Origin of the sequence: Nocardioides islandensis (assembly GCF_015352455.1) — a bacterium.
Lineage (GTDB): Bacteria > Actinomycetota > Actinomycetes > Propionibacteriales > Nocardioidaceae > Nocardioides > Nocardioides islandensis.
Map to the genome: position 1 here is coordinate 1,081,890 of NZ_JADKPN010000001.1, position 16,236 is coordinate 1,098,125.

14 protein-coding genes are annotated in these 16,236 nt (G+C 70.1%); all 14 read left to right on the plus strand.

The genetic code is table 11. The features are described from left to right. Window positions 1-16: 16 nt before the first annotated feature. From ISU07_RS05325 to ISU07_RS05390, 14 genes are read left to right on the plus strand one after another with little or no spacing between them, the layout of a single operon-like run. Window positions 17-571: a NuoB/complex I 20 kDa subunit family protein gene (locus ISU07_RS05325; RefSeq protein ID WP_194705635.1), complete on the plus strand. Its 555-nt coding sequence runs from the start codon at window positions 17-19 to the stop codon at window positions 569-571. Further along, complete coding sequence (locus tag ISU07_RS05330) at window positions 568-1,284, plus strand: NADH-quinone oxidoreductase subunit C (RefSeq protein WP_194705636.1); 717 nt, start codon at window positions 568-570, stop codon at window positions 1,282-1,284. Before ISU07_RS05325 ends, ISU07_RS05330 begins: the two co-directional genes overlap by 4 nt. Then, window positions 1,281-2,624, plus strand: a complete 1,344-nt coding sequence (locus ISU07_RS05335; protein ID WP_194705637.1) for an NADH-quinone oxidoreductase subunit D — start codon at window positions 1,281-1,283, stop codon at window positions 2,622-2,624. Before ISU07_RS05330 ends, ISU07_RS05335 begins: the two co-directional genes overlap by 4 nt. Further along, window positions 2,621-3,346: an NADH-quinone oxidoreductase subunit NuoE gene (gene nuoE, locus ISU07_RS05340; protein WP_194705638.1), complete on the plus strand. Its 726-nt coding sequence runs from the start codon at window positions 2,621-2,623 to the stop codon at window positions 3,344-3,346. Before ISU07_RS05335 ends, nuoE begins: the two co-directional genes overlap by 4 nt. Then, complete coding sequence (gene nuoF, locus ISU07_RS05345) at window positions 3,343-4,653, plus strand: NADH-quinone oxidoreductase subunit NuoF (protein WP_194705639.1); 1,311 nt, start codon at window positions 3,343-3,345, stop codon at window positions 4,651-4,653. The genes nuoE and nuoF overlap by 4 nt, the downstream gene beginning before the upstream one ends. After that, window positions 4,650-7,028 carry an NADH-quinone oxidoreductase subunit G gene (locus ISU07_RS05350; protein ID WP_194705640.1) on the plus strand — a complete coding sequence of 793 codons (2,379 nt, stop codon included), beginning with the start codon at window positions 4,650-4,652 and terminating at the stop codon, window positions 7,026-7,028. Before nuoF ends, ISU07_RS05350 begins: the two co-directional genes overlap by 4 nt. Before the next feature lie 8 nt (window positions 7,029-7,036). After that, window positions 7,037-8,413 (plus strand): NADH-quinone oxidoreductase subunit NuoH, encoded by a 1,377-nt coding sequence (gene nuoH / locus ISU07_RS05355; RefSeq protein ID WP_194705773.1) that lies wholly within the window; start codon window positions 7,037-7,039, stop codon window positions 8,411-8,413. Continuing rightward, window positions 8,406-8,981, plus strand: a complete 576-nt coding sequence (gene nuoI / locus ISU07_RS05360; protein WP_194705641.1) for an NADH-quinone oxidoreductase subunit NuoI — start codon at window positions 8,406-8,408, stop codon at window positions 8,979-8,981. Before nuoH ends, nuoI begins: the two co-directional genes overlap by 8 nt. A gap of 23 nt (window positions 8,982-9,004) precedes the next feature. Beyond that, window positions 9,005-9,757: an NADH-quinone oxidoreductase subunit J gene (locus tag ISU07_RS05365; protein ID WP_194705774.1), complete on the plus strand. Its 753-nt coding sequence runs from the start codon at window positions 9,005-9,007 to the stop codon at window positions 9,755-9,757. Continuing rightward, entirely contained in the window at window positions 9,754-10,047 is a 294-nt protein-coding gene (gene nuoK / locus ISU07_RS05370) for an NADH-quinone oxidoreductase subunit NuoK (RefSeq protein ID WP_194705642.1), read from the plus strand. Before ISU07_RS05365 ends, nuoK begins: the two co-directional genes overlap by 4 nt. A 10-nt stretch (window positions 10,048-10,057) precedes the next feature. Further along, a complete protein-coding gene (nuoL, locus tag ISU07_RS05375) occupies window positions 10,058-12,025 on the plus strand; it encodes an NADH-quinone oxidoreductase subunit L (RefSeq protein ID WP_194705643.1) in 1,968 nt (655 codons plus the stop codon). Continuing rightward, complete coding sequence (locus tag ISU07_RS05380) at window positions 12,022-13,545, plus strand: NADH-quinone oxidoreductase subunit M (RefSeq protein ID WP_194705644.1); 1,524 nt, start codon at window positions 12,022-12,024, stop codon at window positions 13,543-13,545. The genes nuoL and ISU07_RS05380 overlap by 4 nt, the downstream gene beginning before the upstream one ends. Then, the gene (nuoN, locus tag ISU07_RS05385; protein ID WP_194705645.1) at window positions 13,545-15,146 is read left to right on the plus strand and encodes an NADH-quinone oxidoreductase subunit NuoN; all 1,602 of its coding nucleotides are present in this window, start codon (window positions 13,545-13,547) and stop codon (window positions 15,144-15,146) included. Before ISU07_RS05380 ends, nuoN begins: the two co-directional genes overlap by 1 nt. After that, window positions 15,143-16,162, plus strand: a complete 1,020-nt coding sequence (locus tag ISU07_RS05390) for a polyprenyl synthetase family protein (protein WP_194705646.1) — start codon at window positions 15,143-15,145, stop codon at window positions 16,160-16,162. The genes nuoN and ISU07_RS05390 overlap by 4 nt, the downstream gene beginning before the upstream one ends. Window positions 16,163-16,236 lie beyond the last annotated feature (74 nt).

Genomic DNA, 16,236 nt, shown 5'->3' on the forward strand with positions numbered 1-16,236 from the left:
CGGGCGGGACTGACAGATGGGTCTTGAAGAGAAGCTGCCCTCCGGCGTCCTCCTGACGACCGTCGAGGGCGTCGCCGGCTACATGCGCAAGGCGTCCTTCTGGCCGGCGACGTTCGGCCTCGCCTGCTGCGCGATCGAGATGATGACGTCCGGCGGCCCCAAGTACGACCTGGCCCGCTTCGGCATGGAGGTCTTCCGCGCCAGCCCGCGCCAGGCCGACCTGATGATCGTGGCCGGCCGCGTCAGCCAGAAGATGGCCCCGGTCCTGCGCCAGATCTACGACCAGATGGCCGAGCCCAAGTGGGTGCTGGCGATGGGCGTGTGCGCGAGCTCCGGCGGCATGTTCAACAACTACGCCGTCGTGCAGGGCGTCGACCACGTCGTCCCCGTCGACATGTACCTGCCCGGCTGCCCGCCCCGCCCCGAGATGCTCATCGACGCGATCCTCAAGCTGCACGACCAGGTGCAGCACGGCAAGCTCGGCCCCAACCGCGCCAAGCAGATCCAGGAGCTGGAGGCCAACGCGCTCAAGGCACTGCCGACCAGCGAGCTGAAGGGCCTGCTGCGATGAGTGACGAGAAGGCGCCGCAGGTGCCGGAGGCCAAGACCCAGGACCCGTCCACCGACGTCGTCCGGTCCGACTCCCAGGTGGAGCAGGCCGTCGGCGTACGCCGCGGGATGTTCGGCGCGCACGGCACCGGCGACACCTCGGGGTACGGCGGCCTCGTCGCCCCCGTCGTCCTGCCCGGCGCGGCCCAGCGGCCGTTCGGCGGGTGGTACGACGAGGTGGCCGACGCGCTCGAGTCGACGATCGACGTGGACCGGGTCGTGATCGACCGCGGCGAGATCACCTTCCACGTACGCCGCGAGGACCTGCCCGTCGTCGCGCGCACCCTCCGCGACGACCCGGCGCTGCGCTTCGAGCTCTGCTCCGGCGTCAGCGGTGTGCACTACCCCGGCGACACCGGCCGCGAGCTGCACGCGGTCTACCACCTGCTCTCGATGACCTACAACCGTCGCATCCGCGTCGAGGTCACCGCCCCGGACGACGACCCGCACATCCCGAGCATCGTGGACACCTACCCCACCAACGACTGGCACGAGCGCGAGACCTTCGACATGTTCGGGATCGTCTTCGACGGCCACCCGGCGCTCACCCGCATCCTGATGCCCGACGACTGGCCCGGCCACCCCCAGCGCAAGGATTACCCACTCGGCGGCATCCCGGTCGAGTACAAGGGCGGAACCATCCCGCCGCCCGACGAGCGGAGGTCGTACTCATGACGCAGGACGTGTACGCCGGCCCCGGCGCGGAGACCGCCGAGGGCAAGGTCTTCACCGTCACCGGCCAGGACTGGGACTCCATCACCCAGGGCCTGAGCGACGAGGGCGTCGCCGACGAGCGCGTCGTCGTGAACATGGGCCCGCAGCACCCGTCGACGCACGGTGTGCTCCGGCTGATCCTCGAGCTCGAGGGCGAGACGGTGACCGAGGCCCGCTGCGGCATCGGCTACCTGCACACCGGCATCGAGAAGAACATGGAGTACCGCTCCTGGGTGCAGGGCGTCACGTTCTGCACGCGGATGGACTACCTGAGCCCGTTCTACAACGAGATGACCTACGTGCTCGGCGTCGAGCGGCTGCTCGGCATCGAGGACGACATCCCCGAGAAGGCCCAGGTCATGCGGGTCCTGCTCATGGAGCTGAACCGCATCTCCTCGCACCTGGTCTGCATCGCCACCGGCGGCATGGAGATCGGCGCCCTGACGGTGATGACGATCGGGTTCCGCGAGCGCGAGCTCGTGCTCGACCTCTTCGAGCTGATCACCGGCCTGCGCATGAACCACGCGTTCATCCGCCCCGGCGGTGTCGCCCAGGACCTGCCCCGCGGGGCGCTGGATGAGATCAAGAACTTCATCCAGCTGATGAAGAAGCGACTCCCCGAGTACGCCGCCCTCTGCAACGCCAACCCGATCTTCAAGGGCCGCCTCGAGGGCGTCGGCCACCTCGACCTCGAGGGCTGCCTGGCGCTCGGCATGACCGGACCGGTCCTGCGCAGCACCGGCTACGGCTGGGACCTGCGCAAGACCCAGCCCTACAGCGGCTACGAGGACTACGAGTTCGACGTCCAGACCTGGGACACCTGCGACTCCTACGGCCGCTTCCGCGTGCGTCTGAACGAGATGTGGGAGTCCCTGCGCATCGTCGAGCAGGCCGCGGCGCGGCTGGGCCAGCTCGAGGGCGCGCCGGTCATGGTCGCCGACAAGAAGATCGCCTGGCCCTCGCAGCTGGCCATCGGCAGCGACGGCATGGGCAACTCCCTCGACCACATCCGCCACATCATGGGCGAGTCGATGGAGGCGCTGATCCACCACTTCAAGCTGGTGACCGAGGGCTTCCGGGTGCCGGCCGGCCAGGCCTACGTGCCGGTCGAGTCGCCGCGCGGCGAGCTCGGCGCGCACGTCGTCTCCGACGGCGGCACCCGCCCGTTCCGGGCGCACTTCCGCGACCCGTCGTTCACCAACCTCCAGGCCACCAGCGTGATGAGCGAGGGCGGCATGGTCGCCGACGTGATCGTGGCCATCGCCAGCATCGACCCCGTGATGGGAGGCGTCGACAGGTGACGCAGGCTAACGATCGGGCAGTCGACGACAAGACGTACGCCGAGCTGCAGCAGATCGCGGCGAGGTACCCCGAGCCCCGCTCGGGCCTGCTGCCGATGCTGCACCTCGTGCAGTCCGCGCACGGCCGGATCACTCCGGAGGGCATCGAGGCCTGCGCCGACATCCTCGGCATCAGCGCCGCCGACGTCAGCGGCGTGGCGACGTTCTACACGATGTACAAGCGCCGTCCCGTCGGCGACTACCACGTCGGGGTCTGCACCAACACGCTGTGCGCGGTGATGGGCGGCGACGCCATCTTCTCCCGCCTCAAGGACCACCTCGACGTCGGCAACGACGAGACCACGGCCGACGGCAAGGTCACGCTGGAGCACATCGAGTGCAACGCCGCCTGCGACTACGCCCCGGTGATGACGGTCAACTGGGAGTTCATGGACAACATGACGCCCGAGAAGGCCACCCGGCTCGTCGACGACCTGCGCTCGGGAGCCGAGGTGCGCTCCACCCGGGGACCGCGCATCGTCACCTGGCGCCAGGCCGAGCGCGTGCTGGCCGGCTTCCCCGACGGCCTGGCCGACGAGGGCCCGACCGCGGGGCCGGCCTCGCTGGTCGGTCTCGGCATCGCGCGCGAGAACGACTGGAAGGCCCCGGACAGCTCACCGGGTCTCGTGACAGGCGCTGGCGCGCCTTCCTCGACCAGCGAGTCCGCGGAGGAGAAGCAGTGACGGACACCCTGACCCCCGTCCTCACCGACAACTGGGACGTCGAGCGGGCCTGGACCCTCCCGTCGTACGAGTCCCGCGGTGGCTACGGCGCGCTGAAGAAGGCGCTGGGCATGGCGCCCGACTCGATCATCGAGGCGGTCAAGGAATCCGGCTTGCGCGGGCGTGGCGGCGCGGGCTTCCCGACCGGCATGAAGTGGTCCTTCATCCCGCAGGACAACCCGAAGCCCAAGTACCTCGTCGTCAACGCCGACGAGTCCGAGCCGGGCACCTGCAAGGACATCCCACTGATGATGGCCAACCCCCACGTGCTCGTGGAGGGCGTCATCATCAGCTCGTTCGCGATCCGCGCGAACAAGGCCTTCATCTACATCCGTGGCGAGGTGCTGCACGTCATCCGCCGCGTGCAGGCCGCGGTCGCCGAGGCGTACGCCGCCGGGCACCTCGGCCAGGACATCCACGGCTCCGGCTACGACCTCGACGTCGTCGTGCACGCCGGCGCCGGCGCCTACATCTGCGGCGAGGAGACGGCGCTGCTCGAGGGCCTCGAGGGCCGACGCGGGCAACCGCGGCTGCGGCCGCCCTTCCCGGCCGTCGCCGGCCTCTACGCCAGCCCGACCGTCATCAACAACGTCGAGTCGATCGCGTCGGTCCCGAGCATCATCGAGCACGGCCACCGGTGGTTCGCCTCGATGGGCACCGAGAAGTCCAAGGGCTTCGGCATCTTCTCGCTGTCGGGCCACGTGGCGAACCCCGGCCAGTTCGAGGCGCCGCTCGGCATCACGCTGCGCGAGCTGATCGACCTTGCCGGCGGCATCCGCGAGGGCCACCAGCTGAAGTTCTGGACTCCGGGCGGCTCCTCGACGCCGCTGCTCACCGACGAGCACCTCGACATCCCGCTGGACTTCGAGGGCGTCGGCGGTGCCGGCTCGATGCTCGGCACCCGCGCCCTGCAGATCTTCGACGAGACGACGTGCGTGGTCCGGGCCGCGCTGCGGTGGACGGAGTTCTACAAGCACGAGTCCTGCGGCAAGTGCACGCCGTGCCGCGAGGGCACGTGGTGGCTCGTCCAGGTGCTCGCCAAGCTGGAGCAGGGCGTCGGCTCGGAGGAGGACCTCGAGCTGCTGCTCGACCAGTGCGACAACATCGCCGGCCGCTCGTTCTGCGCATTGGCCGACGGCGCCGTCGCCCCGATCCAGAGCTCGATCAAGTACTTCCGCGACGAGTACGTCGCGCACCTCACCAACGGCGGCTGCCCGTTCGACCCCGCCGCCTCGACCCTCTTCGCGACCTCAGGAGCCCTCGTATGACGCAGGCCCCCGAGAAGACCGACCTCGTCAACCTCACCGTCGACGGCATCGCGGTCTCCGTCCCCAAGGACACCCTCGTGATCCGCGCGGCCGAGCAGGTCGGCGTCCAGATCCCGAGGTTCTGCGACCACCCGCTGCTCGCGCCGGTCGGTGCGTGCCGGCAGTGCCTGGTGGACATCCCGGACGCCGGCAACGGCCGGCCGTTCCCCAAGCCGCAGGCGTCCTGCACGCTGCCCGTCGCCGAGGGCATGGTGGTCAACACCCAGGCCACGTCCCCGGTCGCCGACAAGGCGCAGCAGGGGATCATGGAGTTCCTGCTCATCAACCACCCGCTGGACTGCCCGGTCTGCGACAAGGGCGGCGAGTGCCCGCTGCAGAACCAGGCGATGTCCAACGGGCGCGGCGAGTCCCGCTTCTCCGCGACCGGCGGCGTCAAGCGCACCTACCCCAAGCCGATCAACATCTCGGCCCAGGTCCTGCTGGATCGTGAGCGCTGCGTGCTCTGCGCCCGCTGCACCCGCTTCTCCGAGGAGATCGCCGGCGACCCGTTCATCGCGCTGATCGAGCGTGGCGCGCTCCAGCAGGTCGGGATCTACGAGAAGGAGCCGTTCGAGTCCTACTTCTCGGGCAACACGATCCAGATCTGCCCGGTCGGTGCGCTCACCTCCGCGGAGTACCGCTTCCGCTCGCGGCCCTTCGACCTGGTCTCCACCCCGTCGGTCGCCGAGCACGACGCGTGCGGCTCGGCGATCCGCGTCGACCACCGTCGCGGCAAGGTGATGCGCCGACTCGCGGGCAACGACCCCGAGGTCAACGAGGAGTGGATCACCGACAAGGACCGGTTCGCGTTCCACTACGCGACGGCGCCCGACCGCATCACCTATCCCCGCGTCCGTGACGAGGACGGGTCGCTGCGTCCCGCGTCGTGGCCGGAGGCCTTCGCGGTCGCGGCGCGCGGCCTGGCCGACGCGGGCGCGTCCGCCGTGCTGACCGGCGGCCGGATCACCGCCGAGGACGGCTACGCCTACAGCAAGTTCGCCCGCGTCGCCCTCGGCACCAACGACATCGACTTCCGCTCCCGGCCGCTGTCGACCGAGGAGACGGCGTTCCTCGCCTCCGACGTCGTGCTCAGGCAGGGCGCGACGTACGGCGACCTCGAGGCCGCCGCGACCGTCGTGCTGGTGGGTCTGGAGCCCGAGGACGAGGCCGGGGCGATCTTCCTGCGTCTGCGCAAGGCCACCCGCAAGGGCCACACCCGCGTCGTCTCGATCGCGCCGTTCGCCTCGCGCGGACTGCAGAAGCTCGACGGCCAGCTCGTCGCCACCCGGCCGGGCCGCGAGGCGCTGGCCCTGCAGGACCTGCTCGGCCACGCCGACTACGGCATCGACGGCACGTCGGTGATCCTGGTCGGCGAGCGGCTGGCCACCTCGCCCGGCGCGCTCAGCGCGGCCGCCGAGGTGGCCGCCAAGACCGGCGCCAAGCTGGCCTGGGTGCCGCGACGCGCGGGCGACCGAGGCGCCGTGGAGACCGGGTGCCTGCCCAACCTGCTGCCCGGCGGCCGGCCCGTCGCCGATGCCGCCGCTCGCGTCGACGCGGCCACCGCCTGGGGCGTCGACTCGCTGCCCGAGACCGCCGGCCGTGACGCCGACGCGATCGTGGCGGCCGTCAACGCCGGCGACCTGCACGGCCTGGTCGTCGGCGGCGTGGACCCCGACGACACCGCCGACCCGGCGGCGTTCCGGGCGGCGCTCGACCGCGCGTCGTTCGTCGTGTCGCTGGAGCTGCGCGAGTCCGCCGTGACGGAGGTCGCCGACGTGGTGTTCCCCGTCGCGCCGGTCACCGACAAGGCGGGCATGTTCGTCACGTGGGAGGGCCGCCCGCGCACCTTCGACGCGATCTTCTCCTCGCCGACGTCGCTGCCCGACCTGCGGGTGCTGGCCGGCATCGCCGAGGAGCTCGGCACGTCGCTGGGGTTCCGCACGGTCGCCGAGGCGCGCACGCAGATGGAGGAGATGGGCCCCTGGGACGGCGACCGCGCGTCGCTGGACCGCGTCCAGGCCCACGACGTGTCGGACCCCGGCATCACGCTGGCCTCCTGGAAGCAGCTCCTCGACCTCGGCACCATGCAGGACGGCGACGACAACCTCCGCGCCACCGCCCGCATGCCCGTCGCTCGCGTCAGCGCCACCGTGTACGACGCCCTCGGGCCGGCGGTCACGGTCACCGGTGACCGGGGCTCGGTCACCGTGCCGGCCGTCGTGGCCGACATCGCCGACGACGTGGTCTGGCTGCCCGGCAACTCCTTCGGCCGCGGCCTGCTCGCCGAGGTCGGCCTGCCCGGCAGCACCGTCACCCTGAAGGGAGCCCAGGAGTGAGCGCAGCCATGGTGGGCCTCGTCCCCCTGACGATCGACGGCCCGACCGTGAAGGACTTCGGCCACGACCCGTGGTGGGTGATCCTCATCAAGGTCGTGCTGATCTTCCTCGTGCTCGTGCTGCTCACGCTCTTCAACATCTGGTGGGAGCGCCGGGTGGTGGCCCGGATGCAGCACCGCATCGGCCCCAACGTGCACGGCCCGTTCGGGCTGCTGCAGTCGCTGGCCGACGGTGTGAAGCTGGCGCTCAAGGAGGACATCACCCCGACCGCGGCCGACAAGGTCGTCTTCACCCTGGCCCCCGTCATCGCGACGGTGCCGGCGTTCGTGACGTTCTCGGTGATCCCCTTCGGACCGGTCGTGAACTTCTTCGGCCACCGCACGCCCCTGCAGCTGACCGACATGCCCGTGGCTGTCCTGTTCGTGATGGCCATCGCCTCGATCGGCATCTACGGCATCGTCCTCGGCGGCTGGTCCAGCGGCTCGACGTACTCCCTGCTCGGCGGTCTGCGGTCCAGCGCGCAGATGATCTCCTACGAGGTCGCGATGGGCCTCGCGCTGGTCGCCGTGTTCCTGTACGCCGGCTCGATGTCGACCTCCGAGATCGTGGCCGCGCAGGACGACCTGTGGTTCGGGCTGATCCTGCTGCCGTCGTTCGCGATCTACACGATCTCGATGATCGGCGAGACCAACCGCGCGCCGTTCGACCTCCCGGAGGCCGAGGGCGAGCTGGTCGGCGGCTTCCACACCGAGTACTCCTCGCTGAAGTTCGCCCTGTTCTTCCTGGCCGAGTACATCAACATGGCCACCGTCTCCGCGCTGGCCACGACGCTGTTCCTCGGCGGCTGGCACGCGCCGTTCTGGATCGACAAGGTCTGGGAGGGTGCGAACCAGGGCTACTGGCCGGTGCTGTGGTTCTTCGGCAAGGTCCTGTTCTTCATCTTCGTGTTCATCTGGCTGCGCGGCACGCTGCCGCGACTGCGCTACGACCAGTTCATGGCGTTCGGCTGGAAGCGGCTGATCCCCGTGTCGCTGGTGTGGATCCTGGCCGTCGGCACGATCCGCTCGATCTCGCTCGAGGGCCAGATCGACCGCAAGTACCTGCTGATCGGCATCGGCGTGCTCGCCCTGCTGTTCCTCGCGTTGTTCTTCGTGGGCGAGGACGAGGAGAAGCGTGCCGACGCGGGCGCCGCGGCGGACGCCGAGGCCCACCAGGTGCGAGCCGGGGCCTTCCCGGTGCCGGCGATGCCGACCGGAGGCGCGGTGCGCGGCGCGGCCGCACCGCTGGAGTTCGGCCGGCCGGCGGACCACCCGGTGCCGGCGACCGTCGCGGGGGACTCGACCAGTGGCGATGGCGTCACGATGGAGGAGCGCATCGATGGCTGACGACAAGTCCCAGGGGAGGACCCTCAAGGAGCAGTTCTGGGACCCGGTCGCCGGGTTCGGGGTGACCTTCCGGACGATGTTCAAGAAGGTCGTCACCGAGCAGTACCCGTTCGAGAAGCTGCCCACCGCGCCGCGCTTCCACGGCCGTCACCAGCTCAACCGCTGGCCCGACGGCCTGGAGAAGTGCATCGGGTGCGAGCTCTGCGCCTGGGCGTGCCCGGCCGACGCGATCTACGTCGAGGGTGCGTCGAACACCGACGACGAGCGCTACAGCCCCGGTGAGCGGTATGGCCGCGTCTACCAGATCAACTACCTGCGCTGCATCCTGTGCGGCCTGTGCATCGAGGCCTGCCCGACCCGCGCGCTGACGATGACCAACGAGTACGAGCTGGCCGACAGCAGCCGCGCCGAGCTCATCTACGAGAAGTCCGACCTGCTCGCCCCGCTGCTGCCCGGCATGGAGCAGCCGCCGCACCCGATGCGTCTCGGCGACGACGAGGGCGCCTACTACCGCGGCGAGTTCATGGCCCAGAACAGCGACCAGGCGCCCGAGGAGGTCCAGTCGTGACCTTCTGGATCCTCGCGCCGATCATGGTTCTCGCGGCCCTCGGCATCCTGTTCGTCCGCAAGGCCGTGCACGCCGCACTGCTGCTGGCCGTGGTGATGATCAGCCTGGCCATGCTGTACGCCGTCCTCGACGCGCCGTTCCTGTTCGCGGTGCAGATCATCGTCTACACCGGCGCGATCCTGATGCTGTTCCTCTTCGTCGTGATGCTCGTCGGCGTCGACGCCTCCGACTCGGTCGTGGAGACGATCAAGGGGCAGCGGGTCCTGGCGATCCTCGGCGGCCTGGTGCTCGGGGTCGTCCTCGTCGTCGCCCTCAGCCAGCTCACGCTCGGCACCGTCGTCGGCCTCGACGAGGCCAACAAGGGCGGCAACGTGCAGGCCGTCGCGGACATCCTCTTCTCCCGCTACGTGTTCGCCTTCGAGACCACCAGCGCCCTGCTCATCACCGCCGCCGTCGGCGCGATGGTGCTCGCCCACCGCGAGCGCCTGGTGCCCAAGCCGTCGCAGACCGACCTGGCCAACCAGCGGGTCCGCGACTACGCCGAGCACGGCCTGCACCTCGGTGCCCTGCCGCCGCCGGGCGTGTACGCCCGGCACAACGCCGTCGACACCCCGGCCCTGCTGCCCGACGGCACCGCCGCCGAGGCGTCGGTCTCGCGGGTGCTCGCGGCCCGCGGCACCGTGCGGTCCGCGCCCGCCATGGCCGACGACGTTCAGGGCGTCGAGCGCCAGCTGGCCGGCGAGCGGCCCGTCACCGACCAGGAGGACCTGACATGACCCAGTACGTCGTCCTGTCCGGGATCCTGTTCACCATCGGCTGCGTCGGGGTGCTGACGCGGCGCAACGCGCTGGTCGTGTTCATGTGCGTGGAGCTGATGCTCAATGCCTCGAACCTCGCCCTCGTCGCGTTCGCCAAGCAGCACGGCAACCTCGACGGCCAGGTGGCGGCGTTCTTCGTGATGGTCGTGGCGGCCGCCGAGGTCGTGGTCGGCCTGGCCATCATCATGACCATCTTCCGCACCCGTCGGTCGGCCTCGGTCGACGACGCGAGCCTGCTGAAGTTCTGAGAGGCGAATGATGTTCCCCCAGCTGTTGCCCCAGCTGTTCGCCGGGCATGAAGGCGGCGCCATCCCGGTCGTCGACCCTTCGTCCGCGGACGGCGCGTTCGGCCTGCTCTGGCTGGTCGTCGCCCTGCCCGCGCTCGGCGCCCTGGTGCTGCTGGCCGTCGCGCCGTTCACCCGCGGCGCCGTCGACAAGTGGGGCCACCTGCTCGGCGCCCTGCTGCCCGTCGGGTCGTTCCTCGTCAGCCTGCTGCTGTTCCTCCAGCTCCTCGGCCGTGACGAGGGCGACCGCCAGGTGTCGCAGCACCTGTGGAACTGGTTCGAGGTGGGCGGGCTCAAGGTCGGCTTCGACCTGCTCTACGACCCGCTGTCGGCGCTGTTCCTCCTGCTCATCACCGGCGTCGGCTCGCTGATCCACATCTACTCCATCGGCTACATGGAGCACGACGCCCGGCGCCGCCGCTTCTTCGGCTACCTCAACCTGTTCGTCGCCGCGATGCTCATGCTGGTCCTGTCGGGCAACTTCCTCGGGCTGTTCCTCGGCTGGGAGGGCGTCGGCCTCGCGTCGTACCTCCTCATCGGCTTCTGGCAGCACAAGCACTCCGCGGCGGCCGCGGCCAAGAAGGCCTTCATCGTCAACCGCGTCGGCGACATCGGCCTGTCGCTGGGCGTCGCGCTCATGTTCGCGACGTTCGGGTCGACCGACTTCAGCGTGATCAGCGAGAACGCCGCCGGCGCCTCGGAGACCACGCTGACCGTCCTCGGCCTGCTGCTCCTGCTCGCCGCGTGCGGCAAGTCCGCCCAGGTGCCGCTGCAGTCCTGGCTGCTGGACGCGATGGAGGGCCCGACCCCGGTGTCGGCGCTGATCCACGCGGCGACGATGGTGACCGCGGGCGTCTACCTCATCGTCCGGAGCAACTTCATCTTCGAGCTCGCGCCGCACGCCCAGACGGTCGTGGTGATCGTCGCCGTGGTCACGCTGCTGTGGGGCGCGATCATCGGGTGCGCGAAGGACGACATCAAGAAGGCGCTGGCCGGTTCCACGATGAGCCAGATCGGCTACATGATGCTCGGCGCCGGTCTCGGCGTCGCGGGGTACGCCTTCGCGATCTTCCACCTGCTGACCCACGGCTTCTTCAAGGCCAACATGTTCCTCGGCGCCGGCTCGGTCATGCACGGCATGGACGACGACGTCGACATGCGCCACTACGGTGCGCTGGACAAGGCCATGCCGGTCACGTTCCTGACGTTCGCGATGGGTTACCTGGCGATCATTGGGTTCCCCGGCTTCTCCGGCTTCTGGTCGAAGGACAAGATCATCGAGACCGCGCTGGCCGACAACTGGGTGGTCGGCGTGCTGGCGATCCTCGGTGCCGGCATCACGGCGTTCTACATGACGCGGCTGATGCTGATGACGTTCTTCACCGAGAAGCGCTGGGAGAAGGGCGTGCACCCGCACGAGTCCCCCCAGGTGATGACGGTGCCGCTGATCGTGCTCGCGGCGCTCTCGGTCCTCGGCGGCGTGATGCTGCTGGGTGACTGGATCGTCGACTTCCTCGCCCCGGTCACCGGCACGGCCGCCCACGAGGAGCCGCCGATCCCGGCGATCGCGGTGACCCTCATCGTCGTCGCCGTGGTGGCGGCGGGAGTGGCCACCGCGTGGTTCCTCGTCGGCAAGCGCGACGTGCCTCGCACGGCACCGACCGACGTGTCGTTCGCGACGCGGGCCGCGCGCCAGGACCTGTACGGCGACGCCATCAACGACACCCTCGTCGTGCTGCCCGGCGGCGCGCTGGTGCGCAGCCTGACGTCGATCGACAAGGTCGGCGTCGACGGCGTGGTCGAGGGTGGCTCGGCCGGCATCGGCGGCCTCGGCCTGATCCTGCGCCGCGCGCAGAACGGCTACGTCCGCTCCTACGCCCTGTCCCTCCTCGGCGGCGCCCTGCTCGTGGTGCTCGCCCTCCTGGCGGTGAACCTGTCGTGAACGACTTCCCCTGGCTGACCGTCCTGGTCCTCGTGCCGATCGTCGGCGCGGTGGTCACTGCGGCCATGCCCTACGAGGGCGACCGGGCCCGTCCCAAGCAGATCTCGCTGGGCTTCTCGCTGCTCACGCTCGTGCTCGCCGGCGTCATGGCGACCCAGTACGACAAGGCCGGCGGCTTCCAGTTCACCGAGACCCATGAGTGGATCAACGTCTTCGGCGCCCACTACGCCCTCGGGATCGACGGCATGGGCCTGGTCATGGTGCTGCTCACCGTCGTGCTCGTGCCGGTCGTCATCGGTGCCTCGTGGTACGACGCGGACAACGGCAACACCAAGGCGTTCTTCGCCTGGGCACTGGCCCTGGAGGCCGCGTCGATCGGCGTCTTCGCCGCCACCGACGTGTTCCTCTTCTACGTCCTCTTCGAGGCCTCGCTGGTCCCCGGCTACTTCCTGATCGGCGGCTTCGGCCGCGAGCGCCGCTCGCGGGCCGCGGTGAAGTTCCTGATCTTCCAGCTCGCCGGCGGCCTGGTCATGCTGGCGGCGGTCGTCGGGCTCTACGCCGTCTCCGCCGACGCCGGCCACCCGACGTACCTGCTGAGCGAGCTCTCGCAGATCACCATCGACCCGGACACCCAGAAGTGGCTGTTCATGGGCTTCTTCTTCGCCTTCGCGGTCAAGGCACCGCTCTTCCCGGTGCACACCTGGCTGGCCGACGCGACCGAGCAGGCCACGCCCGGCACGAGCGTCCTGCTGGTGTGCATCCTCGACAAGATCGGCACCTACGCGATGCTGCGCTACTGCCTCGGGCTGTTCCCCGACGCATCGCAGTGGGCCACGCCGTTCGTGGTGACGATCGCGCTGATCTCGATCGTGTACGGCGCGCTGGTCGCGATCGGTCAGGACGACATGCTGCGGCTGATCGGCCTCACCTCGCTGAGCCACTTCGGCTTCATCGTGCTCGGCATCTTCGTGTTCACCAGCCAGGGCACGTCCGGCTCGATCCTCTACATGGTCAACCACGGCATCGCGACGGCCGCGCTGTTCCTGGCCGCCGGGTACCTCGTGAAGCGCAAGGGCACGGCCTCGATCTCCGCGATCACCGGCGTGGAGAAGTCCGCCCCGGTGCTGGCGGGCGTCTTCCTCGTCGCCGGCCTGGCGGTCCTCGGACTGCCGGGCCTGTCGCAGTTCGTCTCCGAGATCCTGGTGATCATCGCCGCCTTCCAGCACCACTGGTGGGTCGGCGCCATCGCCGTCACGTCCATCGTGCTGGCCGCCTGGTACGTCCTGTGGATGTACCAGCGGACCTTCACCGGCCCGGGCATCACCGGCGTCGAGCCGGTCAGGGACCTCGACCGGCGTGAGGTCGGGGCGCTCGCACCCCTGCTGGTGGCGCTGGTGCTCTTCGGCTTCTACCCGGCCCCGCTGCTCGACGTGATCAACCCCGCGACCACGACCATCCTCGACAACGTGGGCGTGCACGATCCCAGCCCGACCGTGCCTGCCGAGGAGGCGTCTCACTGATGACCGACTTCACCAAGCCCACGATCGAGTACAGCTACCTCGCGCCGCTGCTCGTCGTCTTCGCGATCGCCTGCCTCGGCGTGCTGGTCGAGGCCTTCGTGCCGCGCAAGCACCGCTTCCTGGTGCAGGCGTCGCTCGCCATCGGCGGGGTCCTGCTGACCATGGCCGCCACGATCGCGGTCGCCTACAAGCTCAAGGAGCACGGCGACGCCAGTACAGGTGCCGGTGCGCGCGGCATCGTCGGCTCGATGGGCACCGTCGTCGTCGACGGCCCGAGCGTCTTCCTGTGGGGCCTGATCCTCGTCTTCGCGCTGGGCGGCTGCCTGCTGTTCGCCGAGCGCCGGCTCGAGGGCGGGGTGTCGGCGTTCGCCGGCCAGGCCGCCGCGCTGCCGGGCACCGAGGCCGAGCGCCGGGCCGCGGGCCTGGACCACACCGAGGTCTACCCGCTGCTGCTGTTCGCCGTGATGGGCATGATGCTGTTCCCGGCCTCCGGGGACCTGATCACCATGTTCGTCGCGCTCGAGGTGCTCTCCCTGCCGCTGTACCTCCTGTGCGGCCTCGCCCGACGTCGCCGCCTGCTCAGCCAGGAGGCCGCGCTCAAGTACTTCGTGCTCGGCGCCTTCTCCTCCGGCTTCTTCCTGTACGGCGTCGCGCTGACCTACGGCTTCGCCGGCTCCATGAACCTCGGAGACATCAACGAGGCCGTCCGCAACGACGCCTCCAACCAGACGCTGATGCTGATCGGCCTCGGCATGCTGGCCGTCGGCCTGCTCTTCAAGGTCGGCGCCGCGCCGTTCCAGGCCTGGACCCCGGACGTCTACCAGGGCGCCCCGACCGCCGTGACGGCGTTCATGTCGGCGGCCACCAAGACGGCGGCGTTCGGCGCGATCATGCGGCTCTTCTACGTCGCCTTCGGCGCGGACCGCTGGAGCTGGCAGCCCATGATGTGGGTCGTCGCGATCCTCAGCATGCTCGTCGGCGCGGTGCTCGCGGTGACCCAGCGCGACGTCAAGCGCATGCTGGCGTACTCCGCCATCGCCCACACCGGCTTCCTGCTCACCGGCGTGCTCGGCGTGCAGAGCGCCGGCGAGCTCAGCAAGGGCCAGCTCACCTCGATGCAGGCCGTGCTCTTCTACCTCGTCACCTACGGCGTCTCGGCACTCGGCGCCTTCGCGGTCGTCTCGCTCGTGCGCGACTCGGCCGGCGAGCAGAGCGCGCTGAACCGCTGGGCGGGCCTCGGCAAGCACTCGCCCCTGGTGGCGGGCGTGTTCGCCCTGTTCCTGCTCGGCCTCGCCGGCATCCCGCTGACGTCCGGGTTCATCGGCAAGTGGGCTGTCTTCGAGGTCGCCATGTCCTCGGGCGCGTGGCCGGTCGTGATCGTCGGCGTGATCAGCAGCATGATCGCCGCCTACATCTACGTCTACGTGATCGTGGTGATGTTCTTCCGTGACCCGGAGCCGGGTGTGGCGGCGTACGTCGTGCACCCGTCGGTGATGACCTCGGCGACCATCGCCGTGGGTGCGGCGGCGACGCTCGTGCTCGGCATCATCCCCGGCCCGGTTCTGAACCTCGCCGGGGTTGCGGGACAATTCCTCAGGTGACCACTGACAAGGGGGCTGGTGGCGGGTCCGGGCTCGCGTTCCCGGTCCTCGACGAGCGGCTGTCCGCACGTCTCCAGGTCCGGTTGGCCGAGGTCGAGAAGGCGCTGACCGGGCACGTGCGCAGCCGCGCCGGGTTCGTGACCGAGGCGGCCAGCCACCTGATGGAGGCCGGCGGCAAGCGGTTCCGGCCGCTGCTCGTGCTGGTGGCCGCCGAGTGCGGCGACCACCCCGAGGTCGACGACGTCATCACCGCGGCGTGCGTGGTCGAGCTGACCCACCTGGCGTCGCTCTACCACGACGACGTGATGGACGAGGCCGAGCTGCGCCGCGGCTCCGCGTCGGCCAACGCGCGCTGGGACAACCACGTCGCGATCCTCACCGGCGACTTCCTGTTCTCGAAGTCCTCCGAGCTCACCGCCGAGCTGGGCCCGGACGCGGTGCGCATCCAGGCGCAGACGTTCACCAAGCTGGTCGAGGGCCAGATCCTCGAGACGCTCGAGCCCGGGCCCGATGAGGACCCGCTCGAGCACTACCTGGACGTGGTCGCGGGCAAGACGGGCTCCCTGATCGCCACGTCCGCGACGTACGGCGCCATGTTCGGCGGCGCGTCCCCCGAGGTGACGCGCGCGCTGACGACGTACGGCGAGGTCGTCGGCACCGCCTTCCAGCTCTCCGACGACATCCTCGACGTGGCCTCGGACGCCGGCGTCTCGGGCAAGACCCCGGGCACCGACCTGCGCGAGGGCGTGCCCACCCTGCCGGTGCTGATGGCCCGGGCCTCCGCGCGGCCCGAGGACCAGCGGCTGCTCGAGCTGCTCGCCTCCGACCTCACCGAGGACGCCCCGCACGCCGAGGCGCTGGCGCTGCTGCGGGCGCACCCGGCGATGGACGAGGCGCGCAGCTACGTGATGGCGCGGGCCGCCGAGGCCAAGGCGCTGCTGGCCGCGCTCCCCGAGGGCCCGGTGCGCCACGCCCTCGAGGGCTTCGCGGACCTGGTCGCGACCCGCGTCACCTGACCGGCGCTCGCTGCTGCCCGTCTGGCGGTGAGGGAGGGTCGGTTCTTCCCGGCTGGCGGTGGATGAGGTCGGTT